24 protein-coding genes are annotated in these 23,447 nt (G+C 69.5%); 13 read left to right on the top strand and 11 right to left on the bottom strand.

All coding sequences use genetic code 11. The features are described from left to right. Positions 1–15: 15 nt before the first annotated feature. From CDO46_RS03190 to pmbA, 3 genes are all read right to left on the bottom strand, one after another. Positions 16–930: an ABC transporter substrate-binding protein gene (locus tag CDO46_RS03190; protein ID WP_087837116.1), complete on the bottom strand. Its 915-nt coding sequence runs from the start codon at positions 928–930 to the stop codon at positions 16–18. Positions 931–1,450: 520 nt separating this feature from the next. Then, entirely contained in the window at positions 1,451–2,755 is a 1,305-nt protein-coding gene (locus CDO46_RS03195; RefSeq protein WP_087837117.1) for an NAD(P)/FAD-dependent oxidoreductase, read from the bottom strand. A 124-nt stretch (positions 2,756–2,879) separates the two neighbouring features. Further along, positions 2,880–4,271, bottom strand: a complete 1,392-nt coding sequence (gene pmbA, locus CDO46_RS03200) for a metalloprotease PmbA (protein WP_087837118.1) — start codon at positions 4,269–4,271, stop codon at positions 2,880–2,882. 116 nt (positions 4,272–4,387) lie between these two features. On the opposite strand from pmbA, the gene yjgA reads away from it, so the two are divergent. From yjgA to CDO46_RS03220, 4 genes are all read left to right on the top strand, one after another. After that, positions 4,388–4,999, top strand: coding sequence for a ribosome biogenesis factor YjgA (yjgA, locus tag CDO46_RS03205; RefSeq protein ID WP_087837119.1), 612 nt, complete (start codon positions 4,388–4,390; stop codon positions 4,997–4,999). Between the two features lie 13 nt (positions 5,000–5,012). Then, on the top strand, positions 5,013–5,657 hold the full coding sequence (gene mog, locus CDO46_RS03210; protein ID WP_087837120.1) for a molybdopterin adenylyltransferase: 645 nt from the start codon (positions 5,013–5,015) through the stop codon (positions 5,655–5,657). A 28-nt stretch (positions 5,658–5,685) separates the two neighbouring features. Further along, positions 5,686–6,357, top strand: a complete 672-nt coding sequence (locus CDO46_RS03215) for an alpha/beta hydrolase (RefSeq protein ID WP_087837121.1) — start codon at positions 5,686–5,688, stop codon at positions 6,355–6,357. A 114-nt stretch (positions 6,358–6,471) separates the two neighbouring features. Continuing rightward, positions 6,472–6,960 carry a universal stress protein gene (locus tag CDO46_RS03220; protein WP_087837122.1) on the top strand — a complete coding sequence of 163 codons (489 nt, stop codon included), beginning with the start codon at positions 6,472–6,474 and terminating at the stop codon, positions 6,958–6,960. A gap of 173 nt (positions 6,961–7,133) precedes the next feature. Here CDO46_RS03220 and CDO46_RS03225 read toward each other — a convergent pair whose 3' ends face one another. Continuing rightward, the gene (locus CDO46_RS03225; RefSeq protein ID WP_087837123.1) at positions 7,134–8,057 is read right to left on the bottom strand and encodes a LysR family transcriptional regulator; all 924 of its coding nucleotides are present in this window, start codon (positions 8,055–8,057) and stop codon (positions 7,134–7,136) included. Between the two features lie 130 nt (positions 8,058–8,187). On the opposite strand from CDO46_RS03225, the gene CDO46_RS03230 reads away from it, so the two are divergent. The 3 genes from CDO46_RS03230 (at position 8,188) to CDO46_RS03240 (ending at position 10,625) form a co-directional block, all read left to right on the top strand. Next, positions 8,188–9,147, top strand: a complete 960-nt coding sequence (locus tag CDO46_RS03230) for a tripartite tricarboxylate transporter substrate binding protein (protein ID WP_087837124.1) — start codon at positions 8,188–8,190, stop codon at positions 9,145–9,147. A gap of 138 nt (positions 9,148–9,285) precedes the next feature. Beyond that, positions 9,286–10,233 carry a DedA family protein/thiosulfate sulfurtransferase GlpE gene (locus CDO46_RS03235; protein ID WP_087837125.1) on the top strand — a complete coding sequence of 316 codons (948 nt, stop codon included), beginning with the start codon at positions 9,286–9,288 and terminating at the stop codon, positions 10,231–10,233. Continuing rightward, on the top strand, positions 10,230–10,625 hold the full coding sequence (locus tag CDO46_RS03240) for an OsmC family protein (RefSeq protein ID WP_087837126.1): 396 nt from the start codon (positions 10,230–10,232) through the stop codon (positions 10,623–10,625). The genes CDO46_RS03235 and CDO46_RS03240 overlap by 4 nt, the downstream gene beginning before the upstream one ends. Before the next feature lie 9 nt (positions 10,626–10,634). Here the strand turns inward: CDO46_RS03240 and CDO46_RS03245 are convergent, their stop codons facing one another. After that, positions 10,635–11,558 (bottom strand): LysR substrate-binding domain-containing protein, encoded by a 924-nt coding sequence (locus CDO46_RS03245; protein ID WP_087837127.1) that lies wholly within the window; start codon positions 11,556–11,558, stop codon positions 10,635–10,637. 76 nt (positions 11,559–11,634) lie between these two features. Here CDO46_RS03245 and CDO46_RS03250 point away from each other — a divergent pair, with 76 nt between their 5' ends. Then, positions 11,635–12,759 carry an MFS transporter gene (locus CDO46_RS03250; protein ID WP_087837128.1) on the top strand — a complete coding sequence of 375 codons (1,125 nt, stop codon included), beginning with the start codon at positions 11,635–11,637 and terminating at the stop codon, positions 12,757–12,759. Between the two features lie 16 nt (positions 12,760–12,775). Here the strand turns inward: CDO46_RS03250 and CDO46_RS03255 are convergent, their stop codons facing one another. From CDO46_RS03255 to CDO46_RS03270, 4 genes are read right to left on the bottom strand one after another with little or no spacing between them, the layout of a single operon-like run. Further along, a complete protein-coding gene (locus CDO46_RS03255) occupies positions 12,776–13,744 on the bottom strand; it encodes a tripartite tricarboxylate transporter substrate binding protein (RefSeq protein WP_087837129.1) in 969 nt (322 codons plus the stop codon). Beyond that, the gene (locus CDO46_RS03260; protein WP_243724403.1) at positions 13,741–14,757 is read right to left on the bottom strand and encodes a dihydrodipicolinate synthase family protein; all 1,017 of its coding nucleotides are present in this window, start codon (positions 14,755–14,757) and stop codon (positions 13,741–13,743) included. The genes CDO46_RS03255 and CDO46_RS03260 overlap by 4 nt, the downstream gene beginning before the upstream one ends. A 34-nt stretch (positions 14,758–14,791) precedes the next feature. Next, positions 14,792–15,760: a tripartite tricarboxylate transporter substrate binding protein gene (locus tag CDO46_RS03265; RefSeq protein ID WP_087837131.1), complete on the bottom strand. Its 969-nt coding sequence runs from the start codon at positions 15,758–15,760 to the stop codon at positions 14,792–14,794. Between the two features lie 51 nt (positions 15,761–15,811). Beyond that, on the bottom strand, positions 15,812–16,792 hold the full coding sequence (locus CDO46_RS03270) for an oxaloacetate decarboxylase (RefSeq protein ID WP_165963040.1): 981 nt from the start codon (positions 16,790–16,792) through the stop codon (positions 15,812–15,814). A 126-nt stretch (positions 16,793–16,918) separates the two neighbouring features. Between CDO46_RS03270 and CDO46_RS03275 the strand changes: the two genes are divergently transcribed. The 3 genes from CDO46_RS03275 to CDO46_RS03285 all read left to right on the top strand — a co-directional run bounded on the left by CDO46_RS03275 (position 16,919) and on the right by CDO46_RS03285 (position 20,648). Further along, positions 16,919–17,860 carry a LysR family transcriptional regulator gene (locus tag CDO46_RS03275; protein WP_087837133.1) on the top strand — a complete coding sequence of 314 codons (942 nt, stop codon included), beginning with the start codon at positions 16,919–16,921 and terminating at the stop codon, positions 17,858–17,860. Between the two features lie 107 nt (positions 17,861–17,967). After that, complete coding sequence (locus tag CDO46_RS03280) at positions 17,968–19,020, top strand: glycosyltransferase family 2 protein (protein ID WP_087837134.1); 1,053 nt, start codon at positions 17,968–17,970, stop codon at positions 19,018–19,020. Positions 19,021–19,097: 77 nt separating this feature from the next. Next, complete coding sequence (locus CDO46_RS03285) at positions 19,098–20,648, top strand: glycosyltransferase family 39 protein (protein ID WP_087837135.1); 1,551 nt, start codon at positions 19,098–19,100, stop codon at positions 20,646–20,648. Here the strand turns inward: CDO46_RS03285 and CDO46_RS03290 are convergent. After that, positions 20,602–20,997 carry a GtrA family protein gene (locus CDO46_RS03290; RefSeq protein WP_087837136.1) on the bottom strand — a complete coding sequence of 132 codons (396 nt, stop codon included), beginning with the start codon at positions 20,995–20,997 and terminating at the stop codon, positions 20,602–20,604. The two genes, CDO46_RS03285 and CDO46_RS03290, sit on opposite strands and share 47 nt — an antisense overlap. A gap of 24 nt (positions 20,998–21,021) precedes the next feature. Here CDO46_RS03290 and CDO46_RS03295 point away from each other — a divergent pair, with 24 nt between their 5' ends. Next, a complete protein-coding gene (locus tag CDO46_RS03295; protein WP_087837137.1) occupies positions 21,022–21,840 on the top strand; it encodes a ChbG/HpnK family deacetylase in 819 nt (272 codons plus the stop codon). Positions 21,841–22,023: 183 nt separating this feature from the next. After that, on the top strand, positions 22,024–22,455 hold the full coding sequence (locus CDO46_RS03300) for a thioesterase family protein (RefSeq protein ID WP_087837138.1): 432 nt from the start codon (positions 22,024–22,026) through the stop codon (positions 22,453–22,455). A gap of 8 nt (positions 22,456–22,463) precedes the next feature. Here CDO46_RS03300 and CDO46_RS03305 read toward each other — a convergent pair whose 3' ends face one another. Further along, entirely contained in the window at positions 22,464–23,426 is a 963-nt protein-coding gene (locus CDO46_RS03305) for a tripartite tricarboxylate transporter substrate binding protein (protein WP_087837139.1), read from the bottom strand. Between the last annotated feature and the right edge of the window lie 21 nt (positions 23,427–23,447).

A 23,447-nucleotide genomic window follows, 5' to 3' on the forward strand; every position in this document is an offset into this window, starting at 1 on the left:
GCGGCGGCTTCGAAATCAGAAGAACTGCTCCACGTCGATGTCGTGGTCGAGCAGGCCGGCGCCGCGCAGCACGGTCACCCAGCTGCGGTACATGGCCTTGACCTCGGGATCGTCCATGCCGAAGGGGTGGAAGAGCGTGGTCTTGAACCCGATCTCGCGCAGCAGCGCGGAGTCCTGGCCGGTATGGCGGGCCATCGCGTCCAGCGCGGCCGACGGATCGGCGTACACGACGCCCACGGCTTCGGCCAGCGCATCGGCCGTGGCGGCGAACAGCCCGGGATCGCGTGCGTAGGCCGCCTGCGTGGTCCACCAGTTCGACACCAGCGACGGATTGCCGGTGCTGGCCATCGCCAGCGAGCCCTCGCCCAGCACCTCGTCCACCGCGCGGCCCAGGCCGCGCCGCAGCATCAGGGTGACCAGCGGCTCGACGCAGATGGCGACGTCGATCTCGCCCGCGGCCAGCGCGTCCGGCATCTTGTGGAAAGGCATCGGCACCCACTGCACGCGCGAGACGTCGACGCCGTGCAGGTTGAACAGGTGCAGCGGCGCCGAGTGCGTGATACCGCCGTCCAGCGCGAAGGCACCCAGGCGCTTGCCTTCGAAGTCCGACGGCCGTTCGATGGCCACGCCGTGGCGGGCGATGAGATTCATGAAGTCGGCGCTGCGGCCGGCATAGGAGCCGCGCAGCGCGGCGGCCGACACGAAGCGGGACGGCAGGTCGAACCGCTCGCGCGCCATGATGGTAAGCGTGGGGCCGGAGAAGGTCAGGTCCATGCGGTCGGCGCGCATGTCCTCGATGGCCTGCACCGCCGACCGCTGCACGAACACGGGTTCGATGCCGCGCTTGGCGAACAGGCCGGCGTCGATCGCGGTGAACAGGGGAACCAGCCCCATCATGGGGTCGGGATGGGCATCGATTCTGAGTTTCATGTCGCTCCGGCCGCTGTGCAGGTCATGACGATTTACATGACTTTATCATGCAAATTTCGGCTGTCAATGGAACCTGGGACAGGGACAAACCCTGGGCTGGAGGACGCGTGGCGGGGACTAGGCGGAATCGACATTCATGTTCTTTACCCGGTCTTGTTGAACGGGAGAAGGAACCCTCGCTATGTCTTGATCTGCGATCGTCACTTATCACCACCGTAGTCCTTGGTCGGTGGGGCGGGGCGGCCCGCTCGGGGGGCGCATTCGGAGCCGCCGGTGAGGGTGGGCTTGGCGGGGAAGCAAGGGCGCAGCTGTTTGAGGGCGGCAGTAGGCACAGTCCGGGGGACTGTGCCCGCCCGAGTTCTGCGCCCACCCCGCCAAGCCTGCCCTCGCCGGGCAGTCCCGCGCAGCGGGACCGGCTTCGCTGCGCCCCCCGAGCGGGCCGCCCCGCCCCACCGATCAAGGACGGTTCAAGAACTCAATCCCCGCCACTGAGGACACCCCCCATGCATGGCGATTCAGCCTAGTGCAGCTTGACCCGGGGCTGCGAGCGGCGGCTCAGGAAGCGGCTCAGCGAGCGCACGCTGGCGCCCCACCACCCCAGTACCGCGGCGTAGTGCGACCAATGCGTGCCGGCATACATCATGCGGGCGATCCAGCCTTCCACCAGCAGCTTGCGGCCGGAAAGATTGCCCATCAGGCTGCCCACCCCCCCGGCATGGCCGATCGACACCAACGAGCCGAAGTCGCGGAAGCGGAACGGCGCCGCGAAGGCCGACTCCCCGCGTATGCGGGCGGACAACAGCGGCAGCAGATACGAGGCCTGCTGGTGCGCGGCCTGGGCCCGCGCGGGCACGGTCTTGCCGGTCTCGCGCCACGGCGCCGCGGCGCAATCGCCCAGGGCGTAGATGTCGGGGTCCTGGGTGCGCAGCGTCTCGTCCACCTGCACCTGCTGCATCGGGTTCAGCGGCAGCCCCAGCCGGGACAGCAGCGACGGCGCCTTGATGCCCGCCGCCCAGACGCACAGGTCGGCGTCGAACACTTTGTCCTGGGCCACCACGGTATGCGGCGTGACCTCGGAGACGCGGCAGTCGGCCACCACCGTCACGCCCCGCTCCACCAGCAGCTCCTCGGCCGCCTTGGCGACGCGCTCGGGCAGCGGCCCGAGTATGCGCGGACCGCCCTCGATCAGCGTGATGCGCAGGTTCTGGCGCGTCATGCCGGGCAGCCCGTAGGCGGAGATCGTATTGCCCGCCTCGTGCAATTCGGCGGCCAGCTCCACGCCGGTGGCGCCGCCCCCCACGATCACGACGTTGACGACGCCCGGCGTGGCCTCGTCGATGCCGGCCGAGGCGCGTGCCATGGCCTTGAGCAGCGCGAGCCGGAAACGCTCGGCCGCGTCAGTGGTGTCCAGCGAGATCGCATACTGGTCGGCGCCGGGCGTATTGAAGAAATTGCCCAGGCTGCCCACGGCCAGCACCAGCGTGTCGTAGGGGACCTTCCGTTCGGGCAGGATGGCCGTGCCGTCGGCGTCGCGCAGGGCCGCCACCCGCACGTCGCGCGCCTGGCGGTCGACGTCCTGGATTTCTCCCAGCACGAAGCGGAAACCGTTGTCGTGCGCGAGCATCGCATAGGAAAGCCCGTCGCGGTGGATGTCCACCGTGCCCGCGGCGACCTCGTGCAACGAAGGCTTCCAGATGTGGAAGGGCGTGGCGTCGATCAGCGTGACGTGCTCGGGACCATGGCGCCGCCCCAGGCGTACCGCCAGCTCGAGTCCACCCGCGCCGCCGCCGGCGATGACGATGCGATGCAAAGGCCGTGCGTTCATAGGCTCTCCTGAGTGACGCATGGAACGCCGGGCCATTCGCTCCGGCGGCACATCTTTCAGCACCCGGCGTGCCCGCCGGCCGACACCAGGGCCTGTTCACGCGAAAAGGAGCCCCGCGCAGGCCCTAGCGTCCGGCGATCGACATTTCCGGCAACAGGATGGACCCGGTCGTCTTGGTGCCGCGCGTGAGCGTGTCCGCCCCCACGGCAGCAATGCTGCCGAACATGTCCTTGAGGTTGCCGGCGATGGTGATTTCCTGCACGGCATGCTGGATCTCGCCGTTCTCGACCCAATAGCCGAACGCGCCGCGGGAATAGTCGCCGGTCACGTAGTTGATGCCTTGTCCGATCAGCTCGGTCACCAGGAGGCCGGTGCCCAGCTTGCGCAGCATGGCACGGAAATCGTCGCCCCGGCGCGTCGTGCGCGAGGCCAGCACCAGGTTGTGCGAGCCGCCGGCGTTGCCGGTCGTGACCATGCCGAGCTTGCGGGCCGTGTAGCTGGACAGGAAATAGCCCTGGACCACGCCGCCGTCGACGACCTTGCGCGCCTGCGTGCGCACGCCTTCGTCGTCGAACGCGGCACTGCCCTGGGCGCCCTTGATGGCGGGATCCTCGAGCACGTCGATGTGCCCCGGGAAGATCTGCCGGCCCAGGCTGTCGACCAGGAAGCTGGATTTGCGGTACAGCGCCCCGCCGCTCAGGGCCTGCGTGAGCGAGCCCAGCAGGCCGCAGGCCAGGGGCGCCTCGAACAGCACGGGATATTTGCCGGTGGGGATGCGACGCGCGGACAGCCGGGACAGCGCCCGTTCCGCCGCGTAGCGGCCGACGCTGGCCGGGTCGGCCAGCCGGGCCCAGTCGCGGTCGCTGGTGTACCAGTCGTCGCGCTGCATGTTATTGCCCCGCCCCGCAATCGGCGATACCGACAGCGAATGGCGCGAGTACGGATAGCCGTTCAGGAAACCGCGGGTGTTCCCCATCACGAAGTGTCCTTCGTACGAGGACACCGACGCGCCGTCGGAATTGGTGATGCGCCGGTCGGTGGACAGAGCCGCGCGCTCGGCCCGCAGCGCCAGTTCGGCCGCGGCCTCGGCCGGCAGATCCCACGGGTGGTAGAGATCCAGGTCCGGGAATTCGGTGGCCAGCAGGTCGGCGTCGGGCAGGCCCGCGGCCGGGTCCTCGGCGGTATGGCTGGCGATGTGGAAGGCGGCCTGGACGGTGTCGCGCACCGCCTGGTCCGAGAAATCCGAGGTCGAGGCCGAGCCACGGCGCTGCCCGACGTACACGGTGATGTCAAGGGACCGGTCGCGCGTCTGTTCGACCGTCTCCAGCGAGCCCCGGCGCACCGACACGGCCAGCCCCTGGCTTTCGGACACCTCGGCCGCGGCGTCGGTGGCGCCGACGCGCCTGGATTCGTCCAGCACCCGTTGGATCAACTGGCGGAAGGCGGCGGGATCGGTATCGAGCGCGGGACGGGCCGGCGCGGCGGTCGTTTTCTTGCGGGACGGGGATGTGGCCATGGAATTTCTTCGGGAAGGAGGCGGCCCGGGCACGCGGGCAAGGCGGCCCGGGCGGGAAGGCAAGGCTTTATGATAGCTGGTGTCAGCCTTCTTACCGTCGAAGCACGTCATTTTCCATGTCCCGCTCCAAACGTAGTCCATCGCCCCTGGTCCCGGCGCAAGAAGCCGATCCGGACGGCGAATACCAGTCCCCCAGCAAGTCGCAGCTCAAGCGGCAGATGGCCGCCCTGCAGGACCTGGGGGAACGCCTGGTCGGGCTGCCCGACGCCAAGCTGCGGCAACTGCCCCTGGCCGAACGCCTGTACGACGCGATACGCGAGGCGCAGCGCATCACCTCCCACGAAGGCAAGCGCCGGCAATTGCAGTATGTCGGCAAGCTGATGCGCGAGGCGCACGTCGAGCCCATCCAGGCCATGCTGGCCGAGTGGGACGGCGAATCCATGGAGCAGATCGCCGCCTTCCACCAGCTCGAACTGTGGCGCGACCGCCTGCTGGCCAGCGACGAACACTTCACGGGCTTCATGGACCTGTACCCCCACGCCCAGGCCCAGCCCCTGCGGGCACTGATACGCGCCGCCCGCAAGGAACAGGCCGCCAACGCCGCCCTGCTGCCCGGGCGCGAACCGCAGCGCAAGCACTACCGCGCGCTGTTCCAGGAAATCAAGCGGCTGCAGGCCGCTCCCGATGCCGGGTCGCCGTCCCCCGACGACGACGAAGACGACAACTGATCCCACCGCCGCCATGACGACTTCCGCCAAGCGCCTCGTGCGCAACCATCCCGACGAACTGCTGTGCGGCCTGGTGTCCGTCAGCGACCGCGCCTCCAGCGGGGTCTACGCCGACGAGGGCATCCCCTCGCTCAAGGCCTGGCTCGACGGCGCCCTGCGCACGCCGGTGCGCTACGTCGAGCGGCTGATCGCCGATGACGCGCCGGCCATCTCGGCCACGCTGACGGAACTGTGCGACGAACTCGGCTGCGACCTGATCCTGACCACCGGCGGCACCGGCCCGGCGCGGCGCGATGTCACACCCGAAGCCACGCTGGCCGTGGCCTCCAAGGAAATGCCCGGGTTCGGCGAGCAGATGCGCCAGATCTCGCTGCGCTTCGTGCCCACCGCCATCCTGTCGCGCCAGGTCGCCGTCATCCGCGAACGCGGCACGTCGGCGGCGGACGGCGCCGCCCTCATCATCAACCTGCCCGGACAACCCAAGGCCATACGCGAGACCCTGGAAGGACTGCGCGAAGCCGACGGCAAGCTGGTGGTCCCCGGCATCTTCGCCGCCGTGCCCTACTGCATCCAGCTCCTCGAGGGCCCCTACGTCGAAACCGACGAAACCGTGTGCAAGGCGTTCCGCCCCAAGACGGCGATCCGTCCCGCCTCTTAGCGCCGGCCCCTCAATCATCGAGAATGCCATGACCGATACCCTGCTCGACTGCGTCCAGACCGAGACCGGCCCGAACCCCACCCGCGCCGTGATCTGGCTGCACGGCCTGGGCGCCGACGGCCACGATTTCGAGCCCATCGTCCCCGAACTGGACCTGCGCGGCCTGCCACCCGTGCGCTTCGTCTTCCCGCACGCCACCGTGCAGCCCGTGACCATCAACGGCGGCATGGCCATGCGCGCCTGGTACGACATCATCGTCAGCGACCTCGTCCGGCGCGAGGACGATGCCGGCATCCGCGCCTCGCAGCGCCTGGTCGAAAACCTGATCGCGCGCGAGAACCAGCGCGGCATCGCCACCGAACACATCGTGCTGGCCGGCTTCTCGCAGGGCTGCGCGATGACCCTGCACACCGGGCTGCGCCTGCGCGACAAACTCGCCGGCCTGGTGGCCCTGTCCGGCTACCTGCCCCTGGCCGCCAGCTTCGCCGCGGAACGCAGCCCCGCCAACGCCGGCACGCCCATCTTCATGGGCCACGGCACCGCCGACCCTATCGTCATGCTCGACCGTGCCACGGCCTCGCGCGACCTGCTGCGGCAGGAAGGCTACGACGTCGAATGGCATGCCTACCCCATGCCCCATTCGGTCTGTGCGCCGGAACTCGGGGACATCTCGGCCTTCCTGCGCAAGGTACTGGCTTGATGCCGATCAAGACACAGCCGCCCAAGATGTGGTGTACTGCGCGGTAACGAAAACGCCCGCGCACCGCACCGGCGTTCGAGCGGTCATCTTCGTGATCTTCAAGGAGAAAACGTCATGTTCAAGAAAATCCTGATCCCCACCGATGGCTCGCCGCTGTCCGCCCAGGCCGCCAACGCCGGCGTCAGCTTCGCCCGCTCGGTGAACGCCGAAATCGTGGCCCTGCACGTCACCCAGCCCTTCGCCGCCACCATCGGCTTCGACGGCATGGCCGCCGCCTACGCGATCACCGACGACGCCTACGAGAAGGCCTCGGCCGAACAGGCCGCCAAGTACCTGGACGCCGTCACCAGCCGCGCCGACACCGCCGGCGTCAAGAGCACCGCGCTGTCCGTCTCCAACTTCAACGTCGCCGACGGCATCGTCCAGGCCGCCGCCGAAACCGGCTGCGACCTGATCTTCATCGGCAGCCACGGCCGCAGCGGCCTCTCGCGCCTGCTGCTGGGCAGCGTCACCGCCAAGGTCCTGTCCCTGGCCCACGTCGCCGTCCTGGTCTACCGCGTGAAAGAAGAGAAAGAAAAGAAGGGGCCCCCCCCTACGCGCTGACGCGCGCCCAGAATGGTGGGCCCCCAGCCGCTACGCGGCAGCCCCCCAAGGGGGCCGGGACCCGCCTTGGGGCGGCCCGGCGCCGGGTCCCGTGGGCGATGCGGGTGGACCGGCGAAGCCGGATCCACCGCATCCTGGGGCCGATACGCTCCGGACGCCGCCGTCTCAAGAACTCAGGGCTCCCCCTGCCCCCTGACCACCTCCCTCAGACACTCCAACGCCACCTCCACCCCCGCCGGCCGCAACGCGTCATTGCGCCAATACATTTCCACCGACCCGAACCCCGACAGCCGCAGCGGCACGATCCGCACCGCGTTCATCGTCACCAGCCGCATCGCCGCCCGGTGCGACGCCACCCCCACCATGTCGCTGTGGGCCAGCAGCGTCATGTTCAACGTGGCCGAGTTCGACTCCACGTAATCGACGGGCAGGCTGCGTCCCGCCGCCGCCAGCGCCGCATCCAGCGCATTGCGTATGGGCGTGCCCCTGGGCCACAGGATCCACCGATACCGCGCCACCGCATCCCAGGTCGGCTCGCTTGCCTCGAACAACGGATGCAGCGGCCGAACCACGAAATGGATGGGCTCCAGATACAGCGCCTCCGACCGGATCGCCGGATCGTGCAGCTCGGGCGCCGAACGCCCCACCACGATGTCCAGATCGCCGCGCGCCAGTTGCTCCATCAGTTGGTCCATGGTGCTTTCCACCACCCGTATCCGGGCCTGCGGCATGCGCCGCAGCAGGGCCAGCATCGCCAGGGGGACCGTGTCCGGCGCCGCCGCGCCCGAGGTGCCGATCAACACCTGCCCGCTCCCCCCTTCGCGCATGGCTTCCATGTCACTGTGGGCACGGTCAAGCTGGGCCTCGATGCGCCGGGCATGGGCAATCAGCGCCTCGCCATAGGACGTGGGCCGCAGCCCGCGCGCATGCCGCTCGAACAGCGGCAGCCCGATGTCGTCCTCCAGCTCGCGCAGCCACTTCGACAGCGCGGGCTGCGTGGTGTTGAGCGCGGCGGCCGAATGGCTGATGTTGCGGGTCTGGGCAAGGCTGAGCAGCATCTGGAGATTGCGCAGCCGCAGGCGGTGGGTCCAATCCATGGGCGAAAACCGGGAACGAAAGCGTCACCCCAGCCATATCGTGCTGGATATGGATGAGAATAAAAATTCATTTTCCAAAGCATATCGCTTTCCGCATACTGCCAGGAGACCACACCAAGGAGACATCGAGATGCCGAGACCCCTGCGCGCGCTGGGCGCCCTTGCCCTGGCCTGTTCGTGCGCCAGCGCCTACGCCTGGCCCGACCGCCCCATCACCTTCATCGTCCCCTACACCCCCGCCACCGGCATCGACCTGGTGGCTCGCCAGCTCTCCACCCAGCTGGGCAAGACCCTGGGCCAGCCCATCGTGGCCGAGAACGTGGCCGGCGCCAGCGGCAACATCGGCAGCGAGCGCGCCGCCCGCGCCGCCCCCGACGGCTACACCTTCATGGTGCAGGTCAATACCCTGGTCATGAACCGCAGCCTGTACAAGTCGCTGCCCTACGACCCGGTGGCCGACTTCGACCCCGTGGCGCTGACCTCGTGGGGCACGCTGCTGCTGGTGTCGCCCACGTCGCGCAAGCCCGGCACGGTGGCCGAACTGGTGGCCGCGGCCAAGGCGGCCCCCGGCAAGCTGACCTACGCCACCCCGGGCGTGGGCACGCCCCACCACCTGTCCATGGCGCTGTTCCTGCAACAGACCGGCGCCGAGATGATGCACGTGCCCTACAAGGGCACGGCGGGCGCCGTCACCGACATCCTGGGCGGACGCATAGACGCGATGTTCCTGCCCGTGCACGTGGCCCTGCCGCAGATCAAGGGCGGCAAGCTCAAGGCCATCGCCACCGGCAGCGCGAAACGCCTGGCGCAGTTGCCCGGCGTGCCGACCCTGGAGGAAGCGGGCATCAAGGGCGGCAACGTGGACATGTGGTACGGCGTCTTCGCGCCCAAGGGCACGCCGCCCGAGATCATCGCCCGCATGAACAAGGAAATCTCGCAGGCGCTGCAATCGCCCGCCACGGCCTCGGCATTCGAGTCCCAGGGCATGGTGCCGGCCACCTCCTCGCCGGCCGAATTCGGCAAGCTCGTCGCCAAGGACGCCCAGCGCTGGGCGGACGTGGTGAAGGCGGCGCACATCACCGCCGAATGAACCGCCGGGCGGCCGGGAATGCCGCCCGTGGCCTGTGGTATGGTGGGCCGGCGCGGGCCGAAATCCCCCACGGTCCTTGGGCTTGTTTCGGCCGCGAACGCCCCTATCCTCTCCTAGAGAATCATCCGGGAGGCCCACTTGGCCGATCTACAGACGCTGCTCGTGCTCTACGGGGCATGGCTGGTCTTCTTCAACGTGCTGCTGGAACAGGCGGGGCTGCCCATACCCGCCTATCCGCTGCTGGTCGTGGCCGGCGCGCTGGCCGCGCAGGACCAGCTTTCGTGGCCGCTGATCCTGGCCGGCACCGTGGCGGCCAGCCTGATCGCCGACAGCGCCTGGTACGCGGCCGGCCAGCGCCACGGCGCACGGCTGCTCAGCACCATCTGCCGCATCTCCCTGTCGCAGGACTCCTGCATACGCCAGACCCAGAGCCGCTACCTGCAGGTGGGGCCGCGCCTGCTGCTGGTGGCCAAGTTCCTGCCCGGCGCCGGCGCCCTGAGCACCGTGATGGCCGGCCTGACCCGCGCGCCCTACCGCACTTTCGTCGGCTACGAGATCGCCGGCACGCTGATCTGGGGCGGTTCGGCGGTCCTGCTGGGCGCGCTGTTCCATCCCGTGGTGGCGGACATCCTGCTGGCCATCGACCAGTACGGCCAGATGGGCCTGCTGTTCCTGGGCACGCTGCTGGCGCTGTACATCGCCTATCGGCTGGTCCAGCGGTGGCGGGTCATCAAGTACCTGCGCACCGTCCCCCGCCTGCCCGTGGACGAACTCGCGTCCTGGGAACGCGAGGGCCGGCGGCCGGTGCTGCTGGATGTGCGGCCCCAGCCCGAAGATCCCCTGCCGGGCGCCATCGCCGTCGACGTGCACGCGCCCCTCGACCAGTTGCAGCTCGGTCCCTACGACACCGACATCGTGGTGTACTGCGCCTGCCCCAACGAAGTCTCGGCGGCTTTGCTGGCGACCAAGCTGCGCGCGGCGGGCTATACCAATACCTGGGCGCTGCTGGGCGGGCACGATGCCTGGCGGGCCTACCGCGAAACGCCCGAATCCCCACTCGCTTCCCCGGCCACGGAGCAATCATGAGCGTACACGTCAAATCGAACATGCCCGGCGGCATGCGCTACACCATCTCCCTGGGCGCCCACGACGTGCCTCTGGACATGCCGGTCCCCAAGGGCGAAGGCCCGTCCCCGCACGACTACTTCGACGCCGCGCTGGGCGGCTGCAAGGCGCTGACGCTGATGGTGTACGCCAAGGGCAAGAACATCCCCCTGGACGGCGTCGAGGTGGAAATCGTGCGCGACGACAAGGACGAGCGGCGCGGGGAATACCGGTTGACCGCCCGCCTGGCGCTCAGCGGCGACCTGACCGACGAACAGGTGGCCGAGCTGCACGCCGTGGCCGACCGCTGCCCCGTCCACAAGCTGATGACCACCACCACGATCAAGATCGATACCGAGGTCGCGCGCGCCTGACCGGCCGGCTCAACTGGCGGCGATCCCCGCCCGCTTCAATAGTTGCCGCTGCTCGGCCTGCGCCACATCCTGCAGCCAGGCGACGAACGACTGGGCGGCGGGCCCCGCGTCGGGCGCGATGCCGTAGTAGTAGCGGTCCAGCGCCAGCCGCAGGTCCGGCAGGGGCGCCGCCAGGCGGCCCCTGGCCAGGTCGTGGCCCAGCAGCGACACCGGAGCCAGCGCCAGCCCCAATCCATCCAGCGCCGCCTGCATCACGAAATGCAGGTGATCGAACTGCAGCGTCTGCTGCTGCCGCGCACGCGGCCGGCCGACCTGCGTGAACCACGCCTCCCAGTCCGCGCGGCGGGAACGGGAATACAGCAGGACATGTCCGGCCAGGTCGGCGGGACGCCCGATCGGCCGTGCCCGCAACAGCTCCGGCGCTGCCACGACCAGGCCTTCGTCCTGCATGAAGGCGCGCGCCTCGATCGACGGGGGCCAGCCGCGGCGGCCGCGCCGGATGGCCACGTCGAAGCTCTCGAGCGCCTTCTCGGGCGCCAGGGTGCTGGTCACCACTTCCGGCTTGACCTGCGGATGGCGGGCCACGAAATCCGGCAGGCGCGGAATCAGCCAGCGCACCGCGAAGCTGGGGCGCACGTTGATCCGTACCGCCCGCGGCGCGCTGCGCCCGACGAAGACTCCGGCGGCGGCCGAGATGCTGGCCAGCGCGGGCGCGGTATCGGCCAGGAACTGCGCGCCCGCCGCCGTCAGCACGATCTGCCGCGTCCGGCGCTCGAACAGTTCCACGCCCAGGTAGTCCTCCAACTGGCGGACCTGGCGGCTGACCGCGCCATGGGTCACGCCCAGTTCCTGCCCGGCGCGGGTGAAACTCAGGTGGCGGGCGGCGGCGACGAAGGCCCGGACGGCATTGAGAGGCGGCGGACGATGGAGCATGCGTGCAATTTTCTCACGTGTCGCGCCAGTTTAAATCGTTTGTCGCCCTGTCACGCGAACGTCACCATGTCGGCCTATGTCCGATCCCGACACCGCCACCGCCGATCGCCATTCGCGCGACGCCTCCATCGTCCTGGGCCTGTGCCTGCCCGCCGATACCGTCCTCTATCTGCTGCTTCCCGTCCACGCGGGCCAATTCGGCATAAGCCTGGCGCAGGCCGGTGTGTTGCTGGCCGCCAATCGGCTGGTCCGGATAGCCGGCTATGGCTGGGTCGCCAGGCTGTACGCCGAGCGCGGCGATCGCGCCGTCTGCACGCTGGCGGCGCTGGCCTCGGCCTGCTGCGCGCTGGGCTATGCGCTGTTCCCGGGCTTCTGGCTGCTGCTGGCCGTCCGGCTGCTGTGGGGCCTGTCCTACGCGGCGCTGAACCTGTCCACCCTGGCGCTGGCCACCGCCAGCCTGTCCGGATCGGCGCAGCGCACCGGCCGCTCGCGCGCCCTGATCGCCGCGGGCCCCATGCTGGCCCTGCCGGCGGGCGCATGGCTGGCGGACCTGGCCGGACCGCGCTTCATCTTCTTCATTCTGGCCGCCCTCGCCCTGCTGGCCCTGCCGCTAGCGCGCCGCCTGCCCGCCCACCGCCGGCCCCGGAGCGCGCCGCAGCCCGCGCGCCGCATACGGCCACCAGGCAGCCTGGATGCCTGGTCCTTCATGGAAGGGCTGACGCTGGACGGCCTGTTCATCATCGGCCTGTCGCTGCTCGCGCAGGACGCACTGCCCGACTGGGCCCTGCTGGCGGCCGGCGTGCTGATGGCGCTGCGCTACCTGTCGGAGATCCTGCTCAGCCCGCTGGGCGGGCGCATCGCCGACCGCCTGGGCGCCGAACGCATGCTGGTGGTCCTGTCGCTGGCCACCTCGGCCGCGCTGGTGGGTTTCGGCGCCGGCTGGCTGTGGGCCTGCGCCTTCCTCATCGTCGTGCTGCGCGCCCTGCAACTGCCGCTGCTGGCCCCCATCGTCGCGCATCGCCACCCCGGCAACGAACGCATCCAGGCACTGGCCTCGCGCGCGGTCTGGCGCGACATCGGCGCAGGCACGGGGCCGATGCTGGCCGGCCTGCTGCTGCCGGCCGCCCCCGCCGTGCTGGTCTACGGCGGGGCCGCCCTGCTCTTGTCGGCCGCGGCGCTGGCCTGCCTGCGCCGCCCCTGATCCGGCGCGGCCCGCATCAATCGATGCGGATGCCCGTCTGCCGCACGATCTGCCCGTAGCGCTCGACCTCCCGGGCCATCATGGCCGCCAGGTCGGCCGGCGTGCCGGTCTGGATCTCGAAGCCCTGCATGGCGAATTTCTGCATGACGTCCGCATCCCGCAACGCGCGGTTCATCGCCGCATTGATGCGCGCGACGGTCGCCTCCGGCGTCCCCGCCGGGGCGAACAGGGCCAGGCCGCTCGGCACGTCGACGCCCGGCATGCCGGCCTCCGCCATGGACGGCACGCCCGGCACCAGCGCCGACTCGGCCGCCGTCGTCAGCGCCAGCGCGCGCAGCTTGCCCTCGCGGATCTGCGGCACGACGGCGACGTCGGCGATCATGAAGTCCACCTGGTTGCCCAACAGCGCGACCACCGCCGGCCCTACGCCCTTGAACGGCACGTGCGTGAACGACACGCCGGCGGAGCGCGCGATGATTTCGGTTACCAGGTGGGGCGCGGCGCCGTTGCCGCTGGAGGCATAGCTCAGCCGCCCCGGCTGCCTGCGCGCCGCCTCCAGCAGGTCCTTCAGCGACTTCGCCGGCGAGGCGGGATGGACCACCACGATGAACGGCGAGACGGTCATGTTGCCGACCGGCGCGAAACCGCGCAGCGCGTCGTAGGGCAGCTTCCTGTAGAGCGCCTGCGAACTGGCGTGGGTGATCGGCCCCGTCACGTACAAGGTGTAGCCGTCGGGCGCGGAGGAAGCGACGTAGGCGGCGCCGATCGTGGTGCCGGCGCCGGGCTTGTTCTCGACATAGACCGGCTGGCGGAACTCGTCGGCCAGCCTGGCCGCGAGAATGCGGGCCGCCACGTCGGTCGAACCACCCGGCGGAAAGGGCACCACGATCTTGACAGGCTTGGCCGGATATTCCTGGGCGTGAAGACCCGCCATCGGCAACAACGCGGCCAGCGCCAGCGCCGCGATGCGGCGCGCGCCCATCATGCCTGCCTCCCGGCGGCGTCCATCCGGGTCTGCTCCCGGACCACCTCGATGCCCGCCCCGCGCAGCAACTGGTCGATGCGGCGGATCTCTTCGACGCGCGGCTCGGGCATGGGCGGACGCATGCGCGGCGACTCGATCAGGCCCCGCAGCCAGGTCGCGATCTTGTAGCGCACGTGCAGCCGGCCGGGCTCGGCGTAGATGTATTCGTGCAGGCGCGCCAGGCCCGCGTCCCAGATGCGGCGCGCGGCGACGAGGTCATTGGCGCGCATCGCCTCGATGTGGTCCAGCATGGGCTCCAGCGCATAGTTCCACGAGCCGCTGATGGTGCCGTCGAAATTGCCGCTGGCCAGGTACTCGTGGAAGAAATGCGCGCTCGAGCACAGCAGCGCGACGCCGGGCGCCTGGTCGCGCATGGCCCGCGCAAGGATGCGGTGGCCCTGGTAGGCGTAGGTCGTCTTCCAGCCCACGATGTTGGGCACCTCGCGGCAGAATTTCAGCGTGGGTTCCAGGGGCAGGCCCAGTCCCCAGGGCTGCGACGCGTTGGTGATGGGGTGGGTGAAGATGGGCAGGTCCACGGCCTCGTCCTGCGCCTTGATCTGGTCCAGCCACACCTCCGGATAGCGGACCGAGTCCCAGGCGATGGCCACGTCCATGGAACCGGCCGGCGGCACCACGAAGATGCCCTGGGCACCCAGCGCCTTCGCGTCGAGCGCCGTCTGCACGGTCTCCGCGGTGGTCCAGGCGAAGGTGCCGGCCAGCACCGGCATCCGGCCCGCGGCTTCCTCCATCACGATTTCCAGCACCCGCCGCTTTTCCTCGCGGGTCAGGTAGAAGGCTTCGCCCGCCTCGGGATTGGCGATGAGGCCGCCCTCGGCGGCGAACCTCGGTTGTTGCAGGTAATAGCGCACCAGCCGGCGCAGGCCCGGCTCGTCGATGCCGAGGTCGTCCCGCAGCGGCAGGACCAGCGCCGTGTAGAGGCGGCGTGCGATGGGATGGAGGGAGGTGTTGCTCAACGGAAGCTCCTGAAAGAAAGAATGGGACGGTGCATCATTCGGGGGTGATGCCCGCATCGGTGATGATCTGTTTCCACTTGCGCCGGTCGCGCGCGACGCGTTCGGCGAAGGCCGCGCTGGTGCCGCCCGCGGGGTCGGCCGCCAGGCTGGTGATCTCGGTGCGCAGGTCGGGCGACGCGATCGCGGCGTTGAGCACGCCGTTGAGCCGCTCGACGATGGGCGCGGGCGTGCCCGCCGGCGCCCACAGGCCGAAATAGGCTTCCATGTCGAAGCCCGGCACGCCGGCCTCGATCAGCGTCGGCACCTCCGGTAGCACCGGCGTGCGCTTGCGCCCGGCCACGGCCAGCGCGCGGATGCGCCCGCCCTTGAGCACCGCCAGCGCGGACACGGCGCTGTCGAACATCATCGTCAACTGGCCGCCTATCAGGTCCTGCACGGCCAGCGACATGCCCTTGTAGGGAATGTGCGTCATCTCGACGCCGGCGGCGCGCTTGAAGGCCTCGCCGTTCAGGTGCGCCAGGGTGCCCACGCCGGCCGAACCGAAATTGTTGTCGGCGCCGCGGCTTTTCATCAGCTTGACCAGCGAGGCCACGTCCTGGATGCCCGAAGCGCTGGATACCAGCAGCACGCTCTTGCCGTTGGCGATCTCGACGATGGGCGCGAAGCTCTTCTCGGGATCGTAGGGCAGCGAGGACTTGATGGCGGCGGCCAGGGAATGGGTGCTGGTGGTGGACAGCAGCAGGGTGTAGCCATCGGGCGCCGCACGGGCTACCGCCGCCGCGCCGATGATGCCGCCCGCGCCGGGCTTGTTCTCGACCGCCACCGGCTGGCCCAGCGATTCGCTCATCTTGCGTGCGACCAGCCGCGCCATCACGTCGGCCGCGCCGCCCGGCGGGAACGGCACCTGCAGCAGGATGGGCCGGACGGGATAGGCATCGCCGCGCGCCACGGCCGGCGCGAGCAAGGCTCCGCCCGCGACCTTCAACAATTGACGTCGATCCATGTTCGTTTCCAAGAAGGAAGAAGAAAGGTGGGCCGGCCGCGCCGGCCCCGGTCACTTCGGAGGCTGCCTGCCGCTCTGCTCCAGCGTGCCGCCGTGGCCCCAGGTGCTCTCGTAGTCGGGGCGGCTGCCCTCGGCCAGGAACCGGCGCTCCAGCTCCATCACTTTCGGGATGCCGGACAGGGTCTTGTAGTCGGCCGGCCCGTCCGGGCAGGCGTTGACCTGGGCGGCCCAGTCGGCCAGCGCCGCCTGGCCGCGCCGGCGGAAATCGTGCAGCACGCGCCAGGCGGCCTGCATCCCCGACGAGGCCGCGATGGTCGGGTACAGCACCACCCGCAGGCCGAGATCGCGGTACTCCTCCAGCGTCGGCGCCGGCCCCTGCCCGCCCCAGATGGTCAGCACCGGGACGGGAATCTCGCGGCAGGCGATCTTCAGTTGCTCGCGGCTTTGCACCGAATTGAGCCAGACCAGATCCACGCCGCCCTGCTCGGCATAGGCGACGCAGCGGTTCAGCGCGGACTCGAAGGTCTCGCCGGCGGCCCCGAGCGCGTCGCAGCGCGCGCACACCACGAATTCCCTGTCGATCTCGTCGCGGGCGGCGACGGCCGCGCGGTACTTGCCCACGGCTTCGTCCACCGGAATGCAGCGGCGGCCGGCACTGGTCCCGGACTTCTTGGGCGCCTCCTGGTCCTCGATCTGCAATCCCGCCACGCCGGCCCGCACCGCTTCCTGCACCGCATACCAGACGTTGACCGCATTGCCGAAGCCCGTGTCGAAGTCGAGGAAGATGGGGATGTCGGTCCGGGCCGCCACGTGCCGCGCATGATCGACCACGTCGCGCATGCCCATCACGCCGGTGTCGGGATATCCGTACAGGAACGCGCACAGTTGCGAGCCGGCGATGAAATAACTTTCAAAGCCCGCGTCCTGCGCGATGCGGGCCAGCAGGGGGCTGAAGCCGCCGGGCATGACCAGTAGTTCGTCCCTGGCCAGTAGTTCGCGGAATTGGCGCCGCTTGGCTGTCGCCTCGTTCATCGTCCCGTCTCCCGTCGCCCCGTCCGGCCTGGCCGGCGGGTGCATTTGTGCTGCTTGCGGGAAATTCTAGGAACAGCCTTTTAATTTGTCTAATATATCTCTTATATCTATTGATTTAGGTTACTTATGAATCTCTCGATCCGGCATTTCAAGGCTTTTCTTTCCGTGGTGCATACTCGCAGCTTCACGCGCGCGGCGGAGCAGATGCACATCAGCCAGCCCGGCCTGAGCCTGATGATGCAGGACATGGAGGGCCAGCTGGCGTGCCGGCTGTTCGAGCGCACCACGCGTTCGGTCCACCTGACCGCGGCCGGCCAGCGGCTGGTGCCCGTGGCCCAGCACGTGGTGGACGAAGTGGAAACCATCGCCCCCGTCCTCAGCCAGCTCTCGGAAGAGCGGCGGCGCACGCTGCGCGTGGGCGCCACGCCCATATTCTCCGCCAGCGTGATGCCGCACGTATACATGAAGCTGCGCGTCACCCAGCCCACGCTGGACCTGCATGTGTTCGACCTGCCCAAGCCCGAGGTCGAACGCCGCGTGCGCAGCGGGGAACTCGATTGCGGGCTGGGCATCTTCCCGCGGCACGTGCCCGAGGTCTCGCGGCGCCCGCTGTTCGAGTTCGACTTCCTGTACGTGGAATGCCGCAACGCCCCGCTGCGCCTGAAGGCGCAGGGCAGGGCCCGGCGCATACGTTGGGACGACCTGCCCGACGTGCCCTTCGTGGAGCTGCACCCCACCTCGGAACTCCAGCAACTGATCGACAAGCGCAAGGCCGCGTCCAGGCGCCTGCGGCCGGAGGGCGGCATCCGGATGAACAATCTGGAATCGCTGATCGGCATGGCGGCGGCCGGCGTCGGTCCCACCATCGTTCCGTCCTTCGCCGCGCCGGTCGGACCCGACGTGCCGGTCGTCACCGCGCTGCTGACCGACCCCGTGCTGTCGCTGGGCTTTCACCTCATCACCAAGCGCGGAAGGGAACAGCCTGCGGTCCTGGAGGCGTTCACCGGCACGCTGCTGGAGGTGATCGCCGAACGCGGGGAACGCACTTACGGGACGCCGGAAAACTGACGTTCCGCTGAACGGCCGGAGGAACGGAAACTCGACATCCCTTCAACGAAAATTCGACGCACGCCCGACCATACTGGCGCCGTTCTGTCGTTCCCTCCGAGTGTTCCATGGATGTCCAACACGATCTGGATGGCTTCGGCCCGGCGCTGCCCGGCGTGGTCCTGCCTCTGCCCGAGGCAGCCGCGCCCAGGGATTCCGCCTTCCACGATGCCCATGTCAGCTGCGTCCTGCCCTGCCTGAACGAAGCCCGCAACCTGCGCGAACTGCTTCCCCTCTTGCGAGCCCGCCTCGACACGCTGTGCCGAAGCTGGGAGATCATTGTGGTGGACGACGGCAGCACCGACGAGACCCCTGAACTCATGGCCCGCTGGAGCCAGGTCCCCGGCTTCCGCTACCTGCAGCTGTCGCGCAACTTCGGCAAGGAAGCCGCGCTCAGCGCCGGGCTGGAATCGGCGGACGGCGACGTCGTCATCAGCATGGACGCCGACCTGCAGCACTCGCCCGACCTGATCGACAGGATGCTGGTCAAGTGGGCCGCCGGCGCGGACATGGTCTACGCGGTGCGCAGCCATCGCGACGACGAGCCGGCGCTCAAGCGCCTGGGCTCGCGGCTGTTCTACCGGCTGCTCAGCTCGCACGGCCGCGTCAACGTCCCGGCGCATGCCGGCGACTTCCGGCTGATGGACCGCCGCGTCGTCGACGCCCTGATCGCCCTGCCCGAACGCACCCGCTTCATGAAGGGCCTGTACGCCTGGGTCGGGTTCAAGGCCGAGCCGCTGCCCTACGTTCCCGCCGACCGTGCCCACGGCAGCAGCCACTTCCGGCCGCTGCAGCTCGGGCGCCTGGCCCTGGACGGGCTGACCGCCTTCACCACCTGGCCGCTGCGCATGGCGAGCCTCGTGGGTGGGCTCTTCGCGGCGCTGTCCATCGCCTATGGCTGCTACGTGGTGGGTGAATACCTGGTCAAGGGCAACATCGTCGCCGGCTGGACCACCATCGTCGCCGCCTTGCTGTTCTTCGCCGGCCTGAACCTGATCTCGCTGGGCATCGTGGGCGAGTACGTCGCCCGCATCTTCGACGAGGTCAAGGGCCGGCCGCTGTACGTGGTCCGCTCGCGCCGGGGCACGGGGACGCGCAGCCGCCGCGCAGGCATGCGATGAAAAACGGCCCCCACGCTTGCCGCTGCGCGGCTGCGCTGCCCCCCAAGGGGGCGTTTTCATCTTGGGGCGGCCCGGCGATGAAAAAAACCAGCCTGTTCTTCGCCGCCATCGCGGCCTGGCTCGCCATGCTGTCCTGGGTGCGGCCGCTGATGCTGCCCGACGAGGGGCGCTATGCCGGCGTCGCCTGGGAAATGTTGCGCAGCCACTCCCATGCCGTGCCGCTGTTGAACGGCATGCCCTATTTCCACAAGCCGCCGCTGTTCTACTGGCTGGCCGAGGCCTCGTTCTCGGTGTTCGGACTGAACGAGTTCGCGGCGCGCCTGCCCTCGGTCCTGGCGGCCTGGCTGGCGGCGGCGGGCCTGTACCTGTTCGTGCGCCGGCGGCGCGACGCCGGCACCGCCGCGGTCGCCACGCTGATCCTGGTCACCCTGCCCTTCTTCTACGGCGCCGCGCAGTTCGCCAACCTGGACATGCTGGTGGCCAGCCTGATCTCGCTGTGCATCCTGGCCGGCGCCGAAGCGCTGCTGCGCGCCCGCGAAGGTGCCTCGCCCCGCGGCATGATGCTGGCCTGCGCGGTGCTGGCCGGCCTGGCCGTGCTGGCCAAGGGCCTGATAGGCGTCGCGCTGCCGGCGGCCGTGCTGGTGCTATGGGTGGCGTCGGCGCGCCGCTGGAAAGACCTGCTCGTCCTGCTGTGGCCGCCCGCCATCGGCGTCTTCCTGGCCGTGGCGGTGCCGTGGTTCTGGCTGATGCAGCTGCGCTATCCGGAGTTCTTCCACTACTTCTTCATCTACCAGCAGTTCGAGCGCTTCTCCGCCGGCGGCTTCAACAACGTACAGCCGGCCTGGTTCTACCTGCCGGTGCTTGCCGCGCTGGCGCTGCCCTGGTCGGCCTGGGCGGCCGGCCTGTTCGACAAGCGCTTCTGGAGCACGCCCGACGGCGGACTGCGACGGCTGATGCTGGTCTGGCTGGCCGTGATCCTGGCCTTCTTTTCCATCCCCAGTTCCAAGCTCATCGGCTACATCGTGCCGGCGCTGCCCGCCTTCGCCTTCCTGCTGGCCGAGGTCGTCATGTCGGTCCGGCGCAGCGGCCGCAGCCTGCGCTGGCGGCGCCTGTTCCCCTTGTCCGTCATGGGCGCCGCCACGCTGTGCGGCGCCGCCATGGCCGCAGCCGCCGCCTATTCGCACCAGGCGCCCAAGTCCCTGGCCACCGATATCGGCACGCGGCTGCGGCCCGGCGACACGCTGGTCGCGCTGCACGAGTACCCCTTCCAGCTACAGCTCTATTCCCGCTCCCCCGCCCCCATCTGGGTCGTGGACGACTGGCTGGACCCGCAGATTCCCTTGCGCGACAACTGGCGCAAGGAACTGTACGACGCCGCGCATTTCGACCCGGTCCAGGGCCAGCAGGTGCTGCTGTCGGACCGGCTGCTGCGCGAACGCCTGTGCGCGGCGCCCGCCGGGGAACGCTACTGGATCTGGGGCGGCGCCGACGACGCCGCGCGCAAGCCATTCCTGGCGAACCGGCAGCCCGTGCTGAGCGAAGACCGCAGCCGGGTATGGCTGGTCGAGGCCGGCGACGGGCTCATGCGCCAGGCGTGCGGCGAAACGCCCATAGCCGGCTTGCAATGAAGGTACCCACGGCAATCCCCGCCAACACCGCTGCCAGCAAGACGTCATACCGCACCGAGGACACATGGAGCAGCCAGGCATAGGCCATTTCGTTGACTGCGAAGCCGCCCGCGGATACGAGAAAGAATCTCGCCGCGGCGCGCTGCCACGCATGCAGCGGATGCCGGAATGTGAACAGCAGATGGCCCGCGAACGACACGCAGAAAGCGGCCAGCCAGCCCACCACGTTGGCCCGCAGGGGCGCGAGGCCCAGCATTTCGACGCAGGCCACGGCCACGACCCAGTGGGTCGCGGCGGCCAGGCAGCCGACGGCGACGAAGCGGAGGATCTGTCCGGCAAGCAGGCGCATGAAGAGCCATCCAACGGATACGTGATGAACGGAACGCCATTATCCGGCAGGCGGATCGTCGTGTGTGCGGACGACTTCGGCATGGACGCATCGGTCGACCTGGCCATCCTGGCCCTGGCCGCGCACGGGCGCGTCAGCGCCGCCAGCTGCATGACGCTGGGCCCCAGCTTCGGCGCCCATGCCGGGCTGCTGGCCGGCTCGGGCATCGAGACCGGCCTGCATGTGGACTTCACGGCCTTTCCTGACACGCCCGCCGAGCGGCTGTCCCTGTCCGTGCTGATTGCCCGCGCCTATGCGGGCCTGCTCGACGGTGGCTGGATCGACGCAAGGCTCGCCCGGCAGTTCGACGCCTTCGAACGGGCCTTCGGCCGCCCGCCCGACTACGTCGACGGCCACCAGCACGTGCACCAGTTGCCCCACATCCGCGCCCGCCTGGTCGCGCTGCTGGCGCGGCGTTATGGCGACGCCCCGCCGTGGCTGCGCGCCACGCGCGCCGCGTCCCTGCCCGGCATGCCGCACCCGCCGCGCCTGAAGGCGCACGTGATCGCCGCGCTGGGCGCCGCCGGGCTGGCCCGCCTGGCGCACGGCCATGGCATGCGAACCAATGCCCGCCTGCTGGGCGTGTACGGTTTCCAGGGCGGAGAACAGCACTATGCCGCGCTGGTGCGCAACTGGCTGCGGCACGCGGGCGACCGGGACGTGCTGATGTGCCATCCGGCCGTCGCCCCGGTGCCCGACGATCCTCCCGGCGGGCAGCGCGTGGCCGAATACCGGGTGCTGGCCGGCCCGGCCTTCTCGCGCTGGCTGGACGAGGAAGGCCTGCGCGTGGGGCCGCTGGCCTGAGCGGACGCCTCCCGGCTCAGTGTCTGGCAAACGGCAGGCTGCGCGAGGCCGCGCTGGCCGACGACAGCGGCGAACGGCTCGCCCGGCAGCTCTCGGGCATCGCGCAGCAGGCGTGAGCATGAGGTCTAATTGAAAGCTGCGGCCATTCCGGCGCCCGCCCGTTCCATCCATCGAGGAAACCGCATGGTAACCATCCATGTCATGCCGGTCGAGATCGGCTTCAAGCACTGCGATCCCGCCGGCATCGTGTTCTATCCACGCTACGTCGAGATCCTGAACGACACCGTCGAACACTGGCTCCGGCACGGCCTGGAAACCGGCTTCGCCGCCCTGCATGGCGAGCGGCACATCGCCATTCCCATCGTCAACCTGCAGGTCGACTTCCTGGCTCCCAGCCGGCTGGGAGAAGACATCGTCTCGGCGCTGCGCATCGACGGCGTCGGACGCACCTCGCTGAAGATCGCCATCGAACTGAGCCGCGCCGGCGACGACCAGCCGGTGCGCCTGCGCGCCGCGCTGGTCCTGGTGTTCATCGACATGCACACCATGCGGCCCATCGAGGTGCCCGAGGACGTGCGCCGCGCCATCGAAGCGGGCGGCTATTGGCGGGGCTGAGCGGCCCGTCAATCGACCGTGATGCCCTTGGCCTTGATCAGGCGCCCCATGATCTCGGTCTCCTTGCGTATGGCCGCGGCCGCATCCGCCGGCGTGGTCGCTATCGGCTCCAGTCCCGCTTCGGCGATCATCCGCTGCATGCCCGCGGAATGGGTAACGGCCTGGATCTCGCGGTTCAGGCGCTCGACGATGGACACCGGCGTTCCGGCCGGCACCCAGAAGCCGAGCGACGTGAAGATCTCCACGCCCGGGTAGGACTCCGAGACGGTCGGTACGTCGGGCAGCGCCGCGCTGCGGCGATTGCCCGTATAGGCAATCGCGGACAGCTTGCCCGACCGGATGGCCGGCAGCGCCGAGACCGGCGGCTCGAACCCCAGCATCACGTGCCCCGCCATGACGTCCGGCAGGGCCGCCCGCTTGTACGGAACATGCAGCAGCCGTACCCCTGACGCATCCTGCAGCAGTTCGAACCCCAGGTGGGCGGTGCTGCCCGACCCGTACGAGGCGTAGCTGATCCTGCCCGGCTCGCGGCGCGCCGCGGCCACCAGGTCCGGCACGCTACGAATCGGCACCGCGTTGTTGGCGACGATGAATGATCCCCCGCGCAGCGCCTGGGTCACCGCGACGAAGTCGGCCTGCGGATCGTAGGGCAGGCGGCTGAACAGAAAAGGCGTGATGGCGAACGGATTGCTGGTCGAGAACAGCAGGGTATAGCCGTCCGGCTTGGACTTGGCCACCGCGTCGGTCCCGGTCACCGATAGCGCGCCAGGCTTGTTCTCAACATATACCGGAGTGTTCAACGCCTCCGACAGGCGCTCGGCATAGGCTCGCGCGAAAAGATCGGAGCCGACGCCCACCGGACTGGGCGTGATGATCTTGATCGGATGGCTGGGCCAGGGTGCCTGCGCCAGCGCGGAAGTCGCGACAGCCTGAAGAATGGCGGCCAGCAGGAACGGAACGAATGCACGCATGGGAGTCTCCTGATGTCGGTT

The organism is Pigmentiphaga sp. NML030171 (assembly GCF_002188635.1).
GTDB classification, from domain to species: domain Bacteria; phylum Pseudomonadota; class Gammaproteobacteria; order Burkholderiales; family Burkholderiaceae_B; genus Pigmentiphaga; species Pigmentiphaga daeguensis.

Bases quoted from the DNA above. Each gene is read 5' to 3' on its own strand.
- CDO46_RS03250 (WP_087837128.1), top strand. From the start codon at position 11,635: ATGTCCGATCCCGACACCGCCACCGCCGATCGCCATTCGCGCGACGCC.
- CDO46_RS03300 (WP_087837138.1), top strand. From the start codon at position 22,024: ATGGTAACCATCCATGTCATGCCGGTCGAGATCGGCTTCAAGCACTGC.
- CDO46_RS03275 (WP_087837133.1), top strand. From the start codon at position 16,919: ATGAATCTCTCGATCCGGCATTTCAAGGCTTTTCTTTCCGTGGTGCAT.
- yjgA (WP_087837119.1), top strand. From the start codon at position 4,388: ATGTCCCGCTCCAAACGTAGTCCATCGCCCCTGGTCCCGGCGCAAGAA.
- CDO46_RS03290 (WP_087837136.1), bottom strand. From the start codon at position 20,997: ATGCGCCTGCTTGCCGGACAGATCCTCCGCTTCGTCGCCGTCGGCTGC.
- CDO46_RS03255 (WP_087837129.1), bottom strand. From the start codon at position 13,744: ATGATGGGCGCGCGCCGCATCGCGGCGCTGGCGCTGGCCGCGTTGTTG.
- CDO46_RS03305 (WP_087837139.1), bottom strand. From the start codon at position 23,426: ATGCGTGCATTCGTTCCGTTCCTGCTGGCCGCCATTCTTCAGGCTGTC.
- CDO46_RS03190 (WP_087837116.1), bottom strand. From the start codon at position 930: ATGAAACTCAGAATCGATGCCCATCCCGACCCCATGATGGGGCTGGTT.
- CDO46_RS03215 (WP_087837121.1), top strand. From the start codon at position 5,686: ATGACCGATACCCTGCTCGACTGCGTCCAGACCGAGACCGGCCCGAAC.
- CDO46_RS03270 (WP_165963040.1), bottom strand. From the start codon at position 16,792: ATGAACGAGGCGACAGCCAAGCGGCGCCAATTCCGCGAACTACTGGCC.
- CDO46_RS03195 (WP_087837117.1), bottom strand. From the start codon at position 2,755: ATGAACGCACGGCCTTTGCATCGCATCGTCATCGCCGGCGGCGGCGCG.
- CDO46_RS03240 (WP_087837126.1), top strand. From the start codon at position 10,230: ATGAGCGTACACGTCAAATCGAACATGCCCGGCGGCATGCGCTACACC.
- CDO46_RS03245 (WP_087837127.1), bottom strand. From the start codon at position 11,558: ATGCTCCATCGTCCGCCGCCTCTCAATGCCGTCCGGGCCTTCGTCGCC.
- CDO46_RS03295 (WP_087837137.1), top strand. From the start codon at position 21,022: ATGAACGGAACGCCATTATCCGGCAGGCGGATCGTCGTGTGTGCGGAC.
- CDO46_RS03225 (WP_087837123.1), bottom strand. From the start codon at position 8,057: ATGGATTGGACCCACCGCCTGCGGCTGCGCAATCTCCAGATGCTGCTC.
- mog (WP_087837120.1), top strand. From the start codon at position 5,013: ATGACGACTTCCGCCAAGCGCCTCGTGCGCAACCATCCCGACGAACTG.
- CDO46_RS03285 (WP_087837135.1), top strand. From the start codon at position 19,098: ATGAAAAAAACCAGCCTGTTCTTCGCCGCCATCGCGGCCTGGCTCGCC.
- CDO46_RS03220 (WP_087837122.1), top strand. From the start codon at position 6,472: ATGTTCAAGAAAATCCTGATCCCCACCGATGGCTCGCCGCTGTCCGCC.
- CDO46_RS03280 (WP_087837134.1), top strand. From the start codon at position 17,968: ATGGATGTCCAACACGATCTGGATGGCTTCGGCCCGGCGCTGCCCGGC.
- pmbA (WP_087837118.1), bottom strand. From the start codon at position 4,271: ATGGCCACATCCCCGTCCCGCAAGAAAACGACCGCCGCGCCGGCCCGT.
- CDO46_RS03265 (WP_087837131.1), bottom strand. From the start codon at position 15,760: ATGGATCGACGTCAATTGTTGAAGGTCGCGGGCGGAGCCTTGCTCGCG.
- CDO46_RS03230 (WP_087837124.1), top strand. From the start codon at position 8,188: ATGCCGAGACCCCTGCGCGCGCTGGGCGCCCTTGCCCTGGCCTGTTCG.